13 protein-coding genes and 1 pseudogene are annotated in these 13,795 nt (G+C 73.0%); 4 read left to right on the forward strand and 10 right to left on the reverse strand.

Annotation, left to right across the window (positions count from 1 at the left end; genetic code table 11):
- Position 1: 1 nt before the first annotated feature.
- Positions 2-2,089: a SpoIIE family protein phosphatase gene (locus ACZ5TL_RS08095; protein WP_468588541.1), complete on the reverse strand. Its 2,088-nt coding sequence runs from the start codon at positions 2,087-2,089 to the stop codon at positions 2-4.
- A 77-nt stretch (positions 2,090-2,166) separates the two neighbouring features.
- Positions 2,167-3,317, reverse strand: a pseudogene (locus ACZ5TL_RS08100) (DUF6777 domain-containing protein).
- 114 nt (positions 3,318-3,431) lie between these two features.
- Here ACZ5TL_RS08100 and ACZ5TL_RS08105 point away from each other — a divergent pair.
- On the forward strand, positions 3,432-4,853 hold the full coding sequence (locus ACZ5TL_RS08105) for a lipase maturation factor family protein (protein WP_468588542.1): 1,422 nt from the start codon (positions 3,432-3,434) through the stop codon (positions 4,851-4,853).
- Here ACZ5TL_RS08105 and ACZ5TL_RS08110 read toward each other — a convergent pair.
- Genes ACZ5TL_RS08110 through ACZ5TL_RS08130 form a run of 5 tightly spaced genes read right to left on the reverse strand, consistent with a single transcriptional unit; the run spans position 4,841 to position 8,940 of the window.
- Entirely contained in the window at positions 4,841-5,674 is an 834-nt protein-coding gene (locus ACZ5TL_RS08110; RefSeq protein ID WP_468588543.1) for an amidohydrolase family protein, read from the reverse strand. The two genes, ACZ5TL_RS08105 and ACZ5TL_RS08110, sit on opposite strands and share 13 nt — an antisense overlap.
- Positions 5,671-5,817, reverse strand: coding sequence for a hypothetical protein (locus ACZ5TL_RS08115; protein ID WP_468588544.1), 147 nt, complete (start codon positions 5,815-5,817; stop codon positions 5,671-5,673). Before ACZ5TL_RS08115 ends, ACZ5TL_RS08110 begins: the two co-directional genes overlap by 4 nt.
- Complete coding sequence (locus ACZ5TL_RS08120; protein ID WP_468588545.1) at positions 5,814-6,812, reverse strand: aldo/keto reductase; 999 nt, start codon at positions 6,810-6,812, stop codon at positions 5,814-5,816. The genes ACZ5TL_RS08115 and ACZ5TL_RS08120 overlap by 4 nt, the downstream gene beginning before the upstream one ends.
- Positions 6,809-7,564: an SDR family NAD(P)-dependent oxidoreductase gene (locus tag ACZ5TL_RS08125; protein WP_468588546.1), complete on the reverse strand. Its 756-nt coding sequence runs from the start codon at positions 7,562-7,564 to the stop codon at positions 6,809-6,811. The genes ACZ5TL_RS08120 and ACZ5TL_RS08125 overlap by 4 nt, the downstream gene beginning before the upstream one ends.
- On the reverse strand, positions 7,561-8,940 hold the full coding sequence (locus ACZ5TL_RS08130) for an L-fuconate dehydratase (protein ID WP_468588547.1): 1,380 nt from the start codon (positions 8,938-8,940) through the stop codon (positions 7,561-7,563). Before ACZ5TL_RS08130 ends, ACZ5TL_RS08125 begins: the two co-directional genes overlap by 4 nt.
- A gap of 165 nt (positions 8,941-9,105) precedes the next feature.
- On the opposite strand from ACZ5TL_RS08130, the gene ACZ5TL_RS08135 reads away from it, so the two are divergent.
- Positions 9,106-9,810, forward strand: coding sequence for a FadR/GntR family transcriptional regulator (locus ACZ5TL_RS08135; protein ID WP_468588548.1), 705 nt, complete (start codon positions 9,106-9,108; stop codon positions 9,808-9,810).
- Between the two features lie 43 nt (positions 9,811-9,853).
- Here ACZ5TL_RS08135 and ACZ5TL_RS08140 read toward each other — a convergent pair whose 3' ends face one another.
- Entirely contained in the window at positions 9,854-10,327 is a 474-nt protein-coding gene (locus ACZ5TL_RS08140) for a carboxymuconolactone decarboxylase family protein (protein WP_468588549.1), read from the reverse strand.
- A 221-nt stretch (positions 10,328-10,548) separates the two neighbouring features.
- Between ACZ5TL_RS08140 and ACZ5TL_RS08145 the strand changes: the two genes are divergently transcribed.
- Both ACZ5TL_RS08145 and ACZ5TL_RS08150 read left to right on the forward strand, forming a co-directional pair.
- Complete coding sequence (locus ACZ5TL_RS08145) at positions 10,549-11,889, forward strand: amidase (protein ID WP_468588550.1); 1,341 nt, start codon at positions 10,549-10,551, stop codon at positions 11,887-11,889.
- A gap of 210 nt (positions 11,890-12,099) precedes the next feature.
- On the forward strand, positions 12,100-12,516 hold the full coding sequence (locus ACZ5TL_RS08150) for a VOC family protein (protein ID WP_468588551.1): 417 nt from the start codon (positions 12,100-12,102) through the stop codon (positions 12,514-12,516).
- A 57-nt stretch (positions 12,517-12,573) separates the two neighbouring features.
- On the opposite strand, the gene ACZ5TL_RS08155 is transcribed toward ACZ5TL_RS08150, so the two are convergent.
- Positions 12,574-13,056, reverse strand: a complete 483-nt coding sequence (locus ACZ5TL_RS08155) for a GNAT family N-acetyltransferase (RefSeq protein WP_468588552.1) — start codon at positions 13,054-13,056, stop codon at positions 12,574-12,576.
- Between the two features lie 57 nt (positions 13,057-13,113).
- Positions 13,114-13,287 carry a hypothetical protein gene (locus tag ACZ5TL_RS08160; RefSeq protein WP_468588553.1) on the reverse strand — a complete coding sequence of 58 codons (174 nt, stop codon included), beginning with the start codon at positions 13,285-13,287 and terminating at the stop codon, positions 13,114-13,116.
- Positions 13,288-13,795: the final 508 nt, after the last annotated feature.

The raw sequence follows: 13,795 nt of genomic DNA on the forward strand, positions 1-13,795 counted from the left end.
GTCAGTCCTGGTCGGGCACCACGAACTCGCACCACACCGCCTTGCCGCCGCCCCGGGCCTCCACGCCCCACAGGTCGGTCAGCAGCTCGACCAGGAGCAGGCCCCGCCCGGAGACGCCCGACTCGCCGGCCTCGCGGCGGCGCGGCAGGGCGCTGGAGGAGTCCTCGACCTCGACGCGCAGCCGGAGCTCGGAACCGGTGAAGGCCCGCAGGGTGACGATGGCGGAGCCCTCGGTGTGCATCAGGGCGTTGGTGATCAGCTCGTCGGCGACCAGCTCGATCTCGTCGGCCCGGTCCCGGGCTCCCCAGGAGGTGACCGCGGTGCGGATCATGTGCCGGGCACCGGACAGGGCCGCGGGGTCGCCGGGGGCCACGAGCCACTGGAGCCGGCGGCCGGGCTGCGGGCCGTCCGAGCCGCGCCTGCGCAGCAGGAGCAGCGCCACGTCGTCGTCGCCGCCGCGCTCGGCGGCCACGTCGATGAGCCGGTCGGCGAGGTCGCGTACATCCTCGGGGCCGGTGTCGACGAGCGCGGTGAGGGTGCGCATGCCGTCGTCGAGGTCGGCGCCCGGTTGCTCCACCAAGCCGTCGGTGCACAGCAGCAGGGTGTCGCCGGGGTCGAGCTCCATGGTGCCCACGGGGTAGTCGAGGCGGCTGAACTCGGCGGACAGCCCGAGTGGCAGCCCGCCGGGGACGGTGACGCGGCGGCAGGAGCCGTCGGTGTGGCGTACGAGCGGGTCGATGTGGCCGGCCCGGACCATCTGGAGCACGCCCGTGGTCAGGTCGGCCTCGGCGTACAGGCAGGTCGCGGAGCGGTCGGTGTCGAGTTCGTGCAGGAAGACGGATGCGCGGGCCATGACGGTGGCCGGGGGGTGCCCCTCGGCGGCGTAGGCGCGCAGCACGATGCGCAACTGGCCCATGACGGCCGCCGCGTGCGTGTCGTGGCCCTGGACGTCGCCGATGACGGCGCCGACCCGGCCGCCGGGCAGTGGGATCAGGTCGTACCAGTCGCCGCCGATGTCCCGGCCGACGGAGCCGCCGAGGGTGGCGGCGCGGTAGCGAACGGCCACGTCGGCGCCGGGCACGCTGGGGATGGTCCGGGGCAGCATGGCCTGCTGGAGGCCCTGCGCGAGGTCCATCTCCTGCTCGTAGAACATGGCCCGCTGCAGGCTCTGGGCGATGCTGCTGCCAAGGGCGACGAGGATGTTGCGCTCCTCGGGGGTGAAGCCGCGCCGGTCGCTGTAGAGCAGGCCCATCGCGCCGATCGGGCGGGCCTGGACGATGAGCGGCAGGTAGGCGGCCGAGGTGATGTCCAGATCGGTGATGTGCGGCCACAGGACCGGGTAGCGCTCGGCGAACTCCTCCGGCGACTCGATGAAGCACGGGGCTAGGGTCCGTACCGCCTCGCTCATCGGGTAGGGCTCGTCGATCCGGGTGACGCGGGTGCCGGGCACGAAGCTGCCCGCGGGGCCCTCGGCGACCAGGCGGATGCGGCCCGCCTCGACCAGTCCCATGACGAGACTGGTGGCGCCCAGGTGGACGAGGCCGTGGGTGTCCTTGAGGACGTCGATGACGTCCTGGACGGTGCGGGCATGGGCGAGGGCGGCCGTGGTCAGTTCGACGACGCTGGTCTGCTGCCGACGGGCCTCGTCCTGGGCGGCCTGGTCGCGGCGGGCGTCGATCTCGCCGAGTTCCCGGGTGGCGTCCCGGACGATGCCGATGATGCGGCGCGGCCGTCCGGTCCCGTCGCGGCGGATGTAGCCCTGGGTGTGGGTCCAGCGCAGGGTGCCGTCGCGGTGGCGGAGGCGGAAGTAGGCGCCGTAGTTCTCGCTGCCGTCCTTCAGGGCCTGCGAGACCACGGCGTCCAGACGCCGGGCCTCGCCGGGCGGGACGCGCTGGGAGAGGGTCTCGGGGTGCCCGTCGTACTCGTCGGGACGCACGTCGAGGACTTCGTGGGCCTGGGCGTCCATCTGCATCAGACCGGTGTCCAGATCCCAGTCGAAACTGCCCATCCGGTTGAGCGCGAGGATCGGATCCGGGTGGGCGGGCCAGTCGTCCGGGAGTGACAGGGCGCTCCCTCCCCGATCAGCCATGGGCCCACCTTGCCAGGATTCGTCCGATTCTTCGACTGGATGTGCCGAGTGTACGAGCCGTTCCACAGAACCGGCCCTCAGTTGCCGAAGATGTCCGTGGGGCTGCCGAGGATGCCGTCGCCGGCCGGTTCGCCGGGGATCAGTCCGGCTCCGTCGGGCGGATCGGGGCCGTCCGGGACGGCGTCGGGACCGACCTCGTCGGGGTCGCCGGGGTCTTCCGGGGCGGGGTCGCCGGGGTCCTCCGGGGCCGGTCCGCCAGGGGGCGGCTCGGTCTCGTAGGCCGGAGGAGGCGGCGGGGTGCCGATCCGGTCCGTGCGCGGGGACCCGCCGGGCTCGCCTGGGGTGACGTCCGGCTCGTCCGGGGCGGCGGGTGCGTCCCCGCGCACGGACGGCGCCGGGGATCCCGTCGCCCAGACCAACGACGACAGAGCCCGGTCGTGGCGCACGTCGTGGCCGGGCCGCCGTTCGATCCAGGTCCGGGTGGCGACGTCGATGATCGTGAAGTCGGTGACGGCGCGCGGTGCGGGGGTCACGACGATCACCTCGCCGGGCCGGTAGCCGGGCCACGGGGTGCCCTTGACGACCGGCGTGCCGCGCAGGGCGACCGGCGGCCGGAGCGGGTTGCCGCAGGCGCAGCGGACGCGGGGGACACCCCGGTCGTCGACCAGGACGGCGGTGCCCGCCTGCAGGACGGCCTGATAGCGGGTGACCCGTCCGGCGCGGTAGCCGTGGCCGGTGACACGGGTGTCGGCGCGCAGCACGACGGGGGTCAATGCGCGCACGTGGTCCGGGACGGACGCCGGGGGACGCCCGCGACCCGGGCGAAGGCGCGGGCCCTGGCTTGGTCGCGGGTGAGGTGCCCGACCTGCCGGCCGATGTCGCAGCTGCCGTTCCGCTCAACGCCGCCGTACAGGCCGGGCGTCGCGCCGGAGAGGGAGCGCAGGCCGCTCAGAGCGGCGGAGACCCGGGCGGCGCCGCCCGCCGCCTGCGGCGTTCGCGGGGCGGGAGGCGGGGTAGCCGCGGTGAGGGCGGTGGAGTCGGTGAAGGGGTCGGCTCCGGGGGCCGCGGCGGGCTGGAGGACGAGTTCCGCGCCGGTGCCCGTGCCGTCGCCCCGCCGGGTGCGGTCGCCGCCGCAGCCCGAGAGGAGGAGTACCGCCGAGAGCGCGCAGGCCGTGGCGAAGGCCGCCGTGGGTGTCCGCACCTCGCCCTCCCACTCACCTCGACCCATTTCGGGCAGTTCATCACTATTCTTTGCTTCGCTCACTTGGGTCACGCAACCGGAGCGGTGGTACACGGAGCGTGACGCCGAGGTCCGGCGGGGCAGTGGGAGGAGCGCACGGCCGTGGACTGGTTCACCGCATCCGATTACTGGCTGACCCGGCTGGTGTTCCAGCGGGCGCTGGCCGCCGTGTACCTGGTGGCGTTCCTGACGGCGGCGCTCCAGTTCCGCGCTCTGATCGGGCGGCGCGGCATGCTGCCGGTGCCGCGGTTCGTCGAGCGGGTGCCGTTCCGGCGGGCCCCGAGCCTGTTCCAGCTGTACTACTCGGACCGCTTCTTCGCGCTGTGCGCCTGGACCGGCTGTGCGGTGTCGGCGGCGCTGCTGGCCGGGCTGGACTCGCTGCTGCCGCTGTGCGGCGGCATGCTGCTGTGGCTGGTGCCGTGGGCGCTGTACCTGTCGATCGTCAACGTGGGGCAGGCCTGGTACTCGTTCGGCTGGGAGTCGCTGCTGCTGGAGGTCGGGTTCCTCGCCGTGTTCCTCGGCAACGACGAGGTGGCGCCGCCCGTTGTCGTGCTATTCCTGCTGCGGTGGATCCTGTTCCGGGTGGAGTTCGGCGCGGGGCTGATCAAGATGCGCGGCGACGCGTGCTGGCGGAAGCTGACCTGCCTGGACCACCACCACGAGACCCAGCCGATGCCGGGGCCGCTGAGCTGGTTCTTCCACCATCTGCCCCGGCCCCTGCACAGGGTCGAGGTGGCCGCGAACCACGTCACGCAACTCGTTGTGCCGTTCCTGCTGTTCACCCCGCAGCCGGTCGCGACGGCCGCCGCGTCGCTGATGATCCTCACCCAGCTGTGGCTGGTGCTGTCGGGCAACTTCTCCTGGCTGAACTGGATCACGATCGTGCTGGCGCTGTCGGCGGTGCGGTTCCCGGCCGATCGGCCGGACGTACCCGATGGCCCGCTGTGGTACGTCGTGGTGGTGCTCGCCGTGGCCGCGCTGCTCGTGGGCCTCAGCTACCAGCCGGTGCGCAACCTGCTCTCCCGCCGCCAGGTGATGAACCGCTCCTTCGACCCGCTCCATCTGGTCAACACCTACGGGGCGTTCGGCAGCGTGAGCCGGGTCCGTTACGAGGTGGTGGTGGAGGGCACCGCGGACGACGTGCCGCGCGCGGACTCCGGCTGGCGGGAGTACGAGTTCAAGGGCAAGCCGGGCGATCCGCGGCGCTGGCCGCGCCAGTTCGCGCCCTACCATCTGCGGCTCGACTGGCTGATGTGGTTCGCGGCCCTCTCCCCCGCCTACGCCGACCCCTGGTTCGGGACCCTGGTGGAACGACTGCTGGAGAACGACCGGGACACGCTGAAGTTGCTGCGCCGCTCGCCGTTCCCGCCGGACGAGCCCCCGCGGTACGTGCGCGCCCGCCTGTTCCGCTACCGCTACACGACGTGGCGCGAGCTGCGGGAGACGGGCGCGTGCTGGGAGCGCACGTACGTGCGGGACTTCCTGCCGCCGACGCGGCTGGCGGAGCCGGCTCACAGACCGTAGACGCGGGTGGCGGTGGTCCCGAAGATCTGCGCGTGGTCCTGCGGGCCGGTCAGCCGGCGTGTGACGTCGAGGATGTCGCCGTACGCCGCCGCCAGGGTGGACACCGGCCAGTCCGAGCCGTACATCAGCCGGCCCGGCCCGAAGGCCTCCAGGGCGATGCCGGCGTACGGGCGGAGGTCCTCGGCGGTCCAGGAGGCGAGGTCGGCCTCGGTGGCCAGGCCGGACAGCTTGGCGGCGGTGTTGGGCAGGGCGGCGAAGGCGCGCAGGCCGGACGCCCAGGGTTCGAGGGCGCCGGAGGCGATGGGCGGTTTACCGAGGTGGTCGAGGACGAAGGTGAGGCCGGGCAGGGCGGCGGCGGCCCGGACGCAGACGGGCAGGTGCTGCGGGAGCACCACGAGGTCATAGACCAGCCCGGCGTCGGCGACGGCGGCCAGTCCGCGGTGGACGTCCGGGCGCAGCAGCCACTCCGGGTCGGGCTCGCCCTGGACCTGGTGGCGGATGCCCTTGAGGTGCCGCCCGCCGGGGAGTTCCCGCAGCCGGGCGAGTTCGTCGGCTACGTCCGGGCGTGTGAGGTCGGTCCAGCCGACGACGCCCGCGATCAGGTCGTGTTCCTCGGCCAGGGCCAGGAACTCCGGGGTCTCCTCGGGGACGGTGATCGTCTGGACGAGGACCGTGCGGCCCACTCCGGCGGATCTCGCCTCGGGTTCGAGGTCCCTCATCGTGAAGTCGCGGCGCAGTGGCCTCAGTTCGGGTCCGGTGATCCAGTCCTGGTCCCGGACGGACAGGTCCCACACGTGGTGGTGGGCGTCGACGACGCTCATGAACCGGCGGGGGTGGTCGTGCGCCAGCAGGCCGCCCCGGTGGCCCGGACGGCGCCGGTGAGTTCCTCGAGGGCCTCGCGGCGGGCGGCCTCATGCGCGGCGCTGCGGCCGGCGTGGAACCTGGTGTGCGGGGCGGCTCTCATGACGGCTCCTGCGGCGTCGCCTCGGCCGGGACGGGGGCTTCGTCGGGCAGCAGGCCCTTGGCCCGCAGGTCCTGCCAGAACCCGGCGGGGACCCGGGCGGCGAACTGGTGGGCGCAGTCGCGGACTTCGTGGGCCGAGCGGGCACCGACCAGGACGCTCGCGACGGCCGGGTGCGCGGCGCAGAAGGCCAGGGCGGCGGCGCGCAGGGTGGTGCCGTGGCGGTCGGCCACGGACTTCAGCCGCAGGGCCCGCTCGACCAGTTCGGACGGCGCGACGGTGTAGTTGTACCTCGCGCCCGGTTCCGGGTTGGCCAGCAGGCCGGAGTTGAAGGCGCCGCCGATGACGACGGACGTGCCGCGTTCCTGAGCCGCGGGCAGCAGGTCGGTGAGGGCGCTCTGGTCCAGCAGGGTGTAGCGGCCGGCGCACAGCACCACGTCGACGTCGGTGTCGCGGACGAAGCGGGTGAGCATCCCGGCCTGGTTCATCCCGGCGCCGATCGCGCCGACCACGCCTTCCGAGCGGAGCTTCTCCAGCGCCGGGTAACCCTCGCTGAAGGCCTCCTCGGCGTGCTCGTCCGGGTCGTGGAGGTAGACGACGTCGACCCGGTCGAGGCCGAGGCGTTCCAGGCTGGACTCCAGGGTTCGGCGGATGCCTTCGGCGCTGAAGTCCCACACACGGCGGTGGGTCGCGGGCACGGCGAAGCCGTCCGCGAGATCGTCGCCGGTGCCGTCCGAGGCCTCCAGGCGGCGCCCCACCTTGGTGGAGATCGTGTACCGGTCGCGGGGGTGGTCGCGCAGGGCGGCGCCGAGGCGGCGTTCGGACAGGCCGAGGCCGTAGTGCGGGGCGGTGTCGAAGTAGCGGATGCCCCGCTGCCAGGCGGCTTCCACGGCCTCGTGCGCCTCGGCCGCGCCGACCTCGGTGTAGAGGTTGCCGATCGCGGCGGCGCCGAAGGACAGCGCGCTGACCTCGACGTCGCTGCCGCCGAGCCGGTTCACCGGGTCACCGGCCGCAGCCGCAAGCCCTGCATACCGCCGTCGACGGCGAGGGCGGTGCCCGTGGTGGCACCGGACAGAGGGCCGGCCAGGTAGGCGATGGCGCCCGCGACCTCGGCCGGCGAGACCAGGCGGCCGGTGGGCTGGCGGGCCTCCAGGGCGGCGCGTTCGGCGGCCGGGTCGGGGGCGGCGTCGAGGAGGCGGCCGACCCAGGGCGTGTCGACGGTGCCCGGGTTGACGCAGTTGACGCGGATGCCCTCGCGGACGTGGTCGGCGGCCATGGCGAGGGTCAGGGAGTACACGGCGCCCTTGGTGGCGCTGTACAGGGCGCGTTGCGGCAGGCCCGCGGTGGCGGCGACGGAGCAGGTGTTGACGATCGCCGCGTGCGCGGAGGCGCGCAGGTGAGGCAGGCAGGCGCGGGCCGTGCGGACCATGCCGAGCACGTTGACGTCGTAGACGCGGTGCCACTCGTCGTCGGGGTTGTCCTCGACGGTGCCCTGGGCGCCGATGCCCGCGTTGTTGACCAGGACGTCCAGCCCGCCGAGGCCGGCGACCGCGGCGGCGACGGCCTCGCGCACGGACGCGTCGTCGGTGACGTCCGCGCGGTGGGCCAGCAGCGGCTCGCCGACCGGCGACGGGTCGAGGTCGAGGACGGCGACCCGGGCGCCGCGCGCGGCCAGGAGGTCGGCGGTGGCCCGGCCGATGCCGGAGGCACCGCCCGTAACCAGGGCCCTGATGCCCTCGAAGTCGCTCATACGGCCTGCCCCTTCTTCGTCTCGTTCTTCGTCTCGGACTTCGTCTCGTTCTTCGTCGCATCGAGGTCGGCGGCCCAGAACGCGCCGTCCGGGTAGGTGTAGCGGACCAGCGACTCGGGGCGCATGGCGGCCGAGAAGCCCGGCGCGGTGGGTGCCGTGTAGTGACCCTCGCGGATCACCACTGGGTCGAGGAAGTGGTCGTGCAGATGGTCGACGTACTCGATGACACGGTTCTCGGTGGTGCCGGTCAGCGCCACGTAGTCGAACATCGACAGGTGCTGGACCAGTTCACACAGGCCGACACCGCCCGCGTGCGGGCATACGGGTACGCCGAACCTGGCCGCGAGCAGCAGGATCGCGAGGTTCTCGGGGACACCGCCGACCCGGGCGGCGTCGATCTGCGCGATGTCGAGCGCGCCGGCCTGGAGGAGCTGCTTGAAGACGATCCGGTTGTGCACGTGCTCGCCGGTGGCGACCTTCACGGGGGTGACGGCCCGGCGGATCGCGGCATGGCCGAGGATGTCGTCGGGACTGGTGGGCTCCTCGACCCAGTACGGGTCGAACTCGGCGAGGGCCTTGGTCCAGCGGATCGCCTCGCCGACGTCCCAGCGCTGGTTGGCGTCGACGGCCATGCGGACGTCCGGGCCGATGACCGAACGGGCCACGCGGCAGCGGCGGATGTCGTCGTCGAGGTCGGCGCCGACCTTGAGCTTGATCTGGGTGAAGCCGTCGGCGACGGCCTCGGCGGCGAGCCGGGTGAGTTTCTCGTCGTCGTAGCCGAGCCAGCCGGGCGAGGTGGTGTAGGCCGGGTAGCCGCGCTCCAGCAGCCGGGCCGTGCGCTCCCCGGCGCCCTCGCGGCCCCGGCGGAGCAGGGTCAGGGCGTCCTCGGGCGTGAGGGCGTCGGTGAGGTAGCGGAAGTCGATCTGGCGCACGATCCACTCGGGCTCGGCCTCGGCGAGCAGCCGCCACAGGGGCAGCCCGGCGCGCTTGGCGGCCAGGTCCCACACGGCGTTGACGACCGCGCCGATCGCCATGTGCATCACGCCCTTCTCGGGCCCGAGCCAGCGCAGTTGACTGTCGCCGATCAGGTCGCGGTTCAGGGTGGACGGATCGGCGCACAGGTCGTCCAGGTCGCGGCCGACCAGATGTCCGCGCAGCGCGTCGATCGCGGCGACCTGCACCTCGTTGCCGCGCCCGATGGTGAAGGCGAACCCGTGCCCCTCGTGCCCGTCGGCCGCGTCCGTGCGCAGAACCACGTACGCCGCCGAGTAGTCGGGGTCCGGGTTCATCGCGTCGGAGCCGTCGAGCTCGCGCGAGGTGGGGAAGCGGATGTCGTGGGTGTCGACGGCGGTGATGCGGGCGGGCGTCGGTGGCACAGGGGGCCTTTCGTCGGTCAGCTGCCCGCATATTTATCAGACCACTTGGCCGCCATGACACCCTGCGAGGGCAGAGTGTCCCATTTCAGCGCTCACTCCAAGCCACAATGGTCCGACCACCCTGCTGGTTAGACTGCGCCGGAGCGCTGTGATCGGAGGAGTGGCGTGGAGGACGAGACAGCCCCGCGGAAGGGCACCGTGACGCAGCGCGCCATCGAGCGGATCAAGGCGATGATCGGCGAGGGCCGGCTGGAACCGGGCCAGCGGCTGCCGACCGAGCGGGACCTGGCCGCGCAGCTCGGCATCTCCCGCAGCTCGATGCGGGAGGCGATCCGCGCGCTCACCGTGCTGGGCGTGCTGGAGGCCCGGCACGGGTCGGGCATCTACGTGACACAGCTGGAGGCCGGCGACCTGCTGGAGACCTTCGGGGTGGTGGCGGACCTGTCGCGCGGTCCGCGGCTGGTGGAGCTGCTGGAGATCCGGCGGGTCCTGGAGTCGACGGCGACGGCGCTGGCCGCCGCGCGGATCACCGAGGACCAGCTGGCCGAGGTGGAGAGGCACCTGGCGGCGATGGACGCCACGGACGATCCGGAGGAGATCCTCGCCCACGACCTGGCTTTCCACCGGGAGATCGCGGCGGCCGCGGGCAACCGGACGATGGCCGCGATCCTGGATGGCCTGTCCTCGCGGACGTTCCGCGCCCGCGTGTGGCGCGGCTACCAGGAGGGCGGTGCCTTCGCCCGCACCCGCCGCGAACACGCGGCGATCCACCGGGCCCTGGCCGCCCGCGACCCGGAGGCGGCCCGGGCGGCGGCGGCCGCGCATGTGGGCGAGGTGGAGCAGTGGCTGCGGGCGCAGCTCGGGCCGTAGGCCTGGGAACAGTCCCCAGGGCCTACGGCCCGAGGTACCGCCGCTACGCGAACTGGCCGGGCTGGTAGTCGCCCGCCGGCTGCTGGAGGACGACATTCAGCCGGTTCGCCGTGTTCATGAAGGCGATCAGGGTGACCAGGGCGACGAGCTGCTCCTCGTCGTAGTGCTTGGCGGCCCGCTCCCACACCTCGTCCGGGACGCCGCCCGCCCCGTCCGCGATCCGGGTGGCCTGCTCGGCCAGCTCCAGCGCGGCACGCTCGGCCCCGGTGTACACCGTGGCCTCGCGCCAGGCGGCGACGAGGTTGATCCGTACGGATGTCTCACCCGCCGCCGCGGCCTCCTTGGTGTGCATGTCGACGCAGACCGCGCAGCCGTTGATCTGGCTCACGCGCAGCGAGACCAGCTCCCGGGTGGCGGCCGGCAGCGGTGACTCCACGACCAGCCGCCCCAGGGACATGAACTGCTTGATGACCTTGCCGGCGCTCGGGATGGCGAAGACGTCCAGACGCGCGCTCATGGGTGAGCTCCTCTGTCGTTGTCGGTGCTTACGCCCCTATGAGTCAGCGGCCCGGCTGGATGTGACATCGGGGAGTGTGACCTGGGTCTCCCGTCGGGCGTGAAGGGCTCACCAGAGCGCATGGAACGGCCCAGGACCTCGACGAGCGCCCCCGGGCCGGTGCACAGTTCTCCCTACGTACTCACCAGTAAGTCCGTCCTTTCCCTCTCCGAGGAGCCGCTGTGACCACCTGGGCCGGCCGCACCGCCGCCGAGATATCCGCCGCCGTCCGCGAGAAGCGGGTCACGCCCCGTGAGGTGGTCGCCGAGCACCTCACCCGGATCGAGCGCCTCGACGGCCGGGTGGGCGCCTTCCGCAGGGTCCGTGCCGAGGCGGCACTGGCCGAGGCCGACGAGGTGGCCGCCCGCGGCGACTTCGGCGAACTGCCGCTGGCCGGGGTGCCCGTGGCCGTCAAGGACAACCTGGAAGTGCGCGGCGAGTCCACTCGCGTCGGCTCCGCCGCGACGCCGGACACGCCCGCCGCGCAGGACCATGTGACGGTCGCCCGGCTGCGGGCGGCGGGGGCGGTGGTCGTGGGGCTGACGCAGGTGCCCGAACTCTGTGCCTTCGGCACGACGGACGGCGTGCTGGGCATCACCCGCAACCCCTGGGACCCGACGCGTTCGGCGGGCGGCTCGTCGGGCGGCAGCGCGGCCGCCGTCGCCGCCGGGATGGTGCCGATCGCCCTCGGCAACGACGGCATGGGCTCCCTGCGCATACCGGCCGCCAACTGCGGCCTGGTCACCATCAAACCGGGACAGGGAGTGGTCCCGACGGGCGGGGGCGGCGCCTGGTTCGGCATGGCGGAGCACGGCCCGCTCGCCACGACCGTCGAGGACGCCCGCCTGATGTTCTCGGTCCTCGCCGGCACCACTCCCGGGCCCCGGCCGGAGTCCGGCACCCTCAGGGTCGCCGTGTCGCTGCGCAGCCCGCTGGCCGGCGTCACCGTCAGCCGCCCGTACGCGGCGGCCGCCCGGCACGCGGCCGGGACGCTGATGCGGGCGGGCCATCAGGTCCGGCGCGCCGACCCGCCCTATCCGATGTCCCTCGCGACGACCGCGCTGGCCCATTGGACGGCGGGCACGGCCGAGGAGGCCCGGCACCTCGATCCCCGGCTCCTGACTCGACGCACCCGCGTTCACGCGCGAGTCGGCCGCCCCTTCGTGGCCGCGGTGCGCTCCGAGGCGAGCCGGGAGCGGTTGCGGCAGCGGCTGGAGCCGTTCTTCGACGAGTACGACGTGCTGCTCACGCCCGCGCTCGCCCGCCGTTCCCCGAAGGCCGGGCCCTGGCACGAGCGGGGCTGGCTGAGCAACGTGCTGGCCAACACGAACTACTCGCCCCTGACGCCCCCGTGGAACCTGACCGGCTGGCCCGCCATGGCGGTCCCCTTCGGAACGCTCCCCTCCGGCGCCCCCTGCGCGGTGCAGCTGGTGGGGCGCCCGGGCTCGGAATCCCGGCTCCTGGAGGTGGCCGGGCAGTTGGAGGAGCGAAATCCGTGGCAGCGCAACGCCCCGATGGCCTAAGGTCGGCCGGGTGACTGCCGGGTCGGCCGTAGGCCATGCACGAGTGAGGCGCCCGGCCTCGACGTGAGCGCGGCGGGGGTGACCCCGCCCGGGCCCGTCCGAGAGCCGGAGAGGGCACGCGCCCCGCCTCTCGTCTCCGTGTCTTCGTTCCCTCGCGCCTCAGCGGCGCTTCACCACGGACATCCCAAGACCTGGAGACGAACGCTTCCCATGTCCCACACCCAGCCCGCCCCCGGACTGCCCGCCGTCGCCCGCCTCGACCACACCGTCGTCTTCGCCTCGGACCGCCAGTTGTCGGCCGAGTTCCTGGCGGCCGTCCTGGGCCTGAAGGTCGGTGCCCCCTTCGGCCCCTTCCTGCCGGTCGACCTGGGCAACGGCGTGACCCTCGACTACTACGAGAAGCGCGACGAGCCCATCCAGCCGCAGCACTACGCGTTCCTGGTGCCCGAGGAGCAGTTCGACACCATGATCGCCCGGCTGGAGGCGATCGGGGTCACCTACTACGCCGACCCGGTCCACACCGAACCGGGCCGGGTCAACGACCTCTTCGGCGGTCACGGCGCCTACTTCGACGACCCGGACGGCCACAACATGGAGATCCTGACCCGGACGTACGTCCGGCCCTGACGCCCCGCCCGGGACCGAGGGGGCCCGGAGGCCGGTCACGGCTCCTGCGGTGTCGTCCTACAGCGCCCGGTACATGATGTGCAGCCCCACCCGGCCATGCCGGGGGTGGTCGAAGGCGTCCGGGACCGTGCCGAGGATGGTGAAGCCGAGGGACTTCCACAGTTTCACGGCCGGGTTGGTCTCGACGACGGCGTTGAACACCATGCCCCGGTAGCCCGCGGCCCCGGCCTCGGCCAGCAGGTGCTCGGCGAGCGCCCGTCCGTGGCCCCGGCCGCCCTGCGCGGGGTCGACCATGAAGCCGGCGTTGGCGACGCGGGCCGCGGGGCCGCCGTAGTTGGGGGTGAGGTAGGCGGAGGCGACGACGGTGCCGTTGTCGTCCTCGACGACGTAGACGCGTTTCGCCGGGTTCATCCACAGGACCCGGGCTTCCTCCTCGGAGGTGCCCGGGTCCCATGCGTAGGTCTCGCCCGCGGCGACGATGCGGTGCCAGAACGGCCAGATGCGAGGCCAGTCGTCAGCCGTTGCTTCCCTGATCAGCATGGGCGCGAGTCTGGCACGCCCATGCGTTCGGAGGTCGCGGTGGGGGTTCGCCCGAGGTCAGTCGACGCTGGGCAGGATGTGGGGCTCCGCGAGGTCGTCCTCGTAGCCCGCCAGGCGGATCGGGGCCGACCGGGCCCACACGTCGAGGCTGCCGAGCTCGTCGGCCCGTCGGCCGGCGTGCTCGCCGCGTTCCTTGGGGCGCTGATCGCGCTTCGTCTTCTCCGGTGTCACCGCGCACTCCTTATGTGTCGGTCACCCTCGGGACGTACGCGCCGGTCCTGCTGCGCCTGACGCCCGCTCGGGCTCATATGTCGTTGGCGTTCGGACGCGGTGGCGCCGGTTTCACTCACGGGAGAGCAGGCCGTGATGAACCGGCTTGTCCCATGACGGACCGTGGGTGTGGGTAGGACCCCGTACTGCTGTCCGTCCGCATCAGATTAACCAAATGAGCGGGGCCCCGCTCGATGGGGCTGAAAACAGCCGGTAACGATCGCGCGTCATCCGCTGTTCAACTCGGGTTCAGCCGCCGATTTGTTCGCGAAGGGGGCGTTGTGCGGATCACTCGTTCGGCGTAGGTCGACGACGGCGCTTTCGAGACGGCCGCACAGTTCAAGGCCGCCAGGCGAGCAGGGAGCTCACTGAAGCGCGGACCGGCGACGACCCCCTCGCCCTGCGCCAGGCGGCCGGGGAGGGCCGACGGGCGGGCTTCGGCGTCGGCGCCCTGGAGGACCGACGGACG

The organism is Streptomyces sp. NPDC033136, from assembly GCF_055578235.1.

What these genes read in the sequence shown, in the direction of transcription:
- ACZ5TL_RS08095 (WP_468588541.1), bottom strand. Translation starts at nt 2,089, where the DNA reads ATGGCTGATCGGGGAGGGAGCGCCCTGTCACTCCCGGACGACTGGCCC.
- ACZ5TL_RS08140 (WP_468588549.1), bottom strand. Translation starts at nt 10,327, where the DNA reads ATGAGCGCGCGTCTGGACGTCTTCGCCATCCCGAGCGCCGGCAAGGTC.
- ACZ5TL_RS08110 (WP_468588543.1), bottom strand. Translation starts at nt 5,674, where the DNA reads ATGAGCGTCGTCGACGCCCACCACCACGTGTGGGACCTGTCCGTCCGG.
- ACZ5TL_RS08115 (WP_468588544.1), bottom strand. Translation starts at nt 5,817, where the DNA reads ATGAGAGCCGCCCCGCACACCAGGTTCCACGCCGGCCGCAGCGCCGCG.
- ACZ5TL_RS08155 (WP_468588552.1), bottom strand. Translation starts at nt 13,056, where the DNA reads ATGCTGATCAGGGAAGCAACGGCTGACGACTGGCCTCGCATCTGGCCG.
- ACZ5TL_RS08150 (WP_468588551.1), top strand. Translation starts at nt 12,100, where the DNA reads ATGTCCCACACCCAGCCCGCCCCCGGACTGCCCGCCGTCGCCCGCCTC.
- ACZ5TL_RS08125 (WP_468588546.1), bottom strand. Translation starts at nt 7,564, where the DNA reads ATGAGCGACTTCGAGGGCATCAGGGCCCTGGTTACGGGCGGTGCCTCC.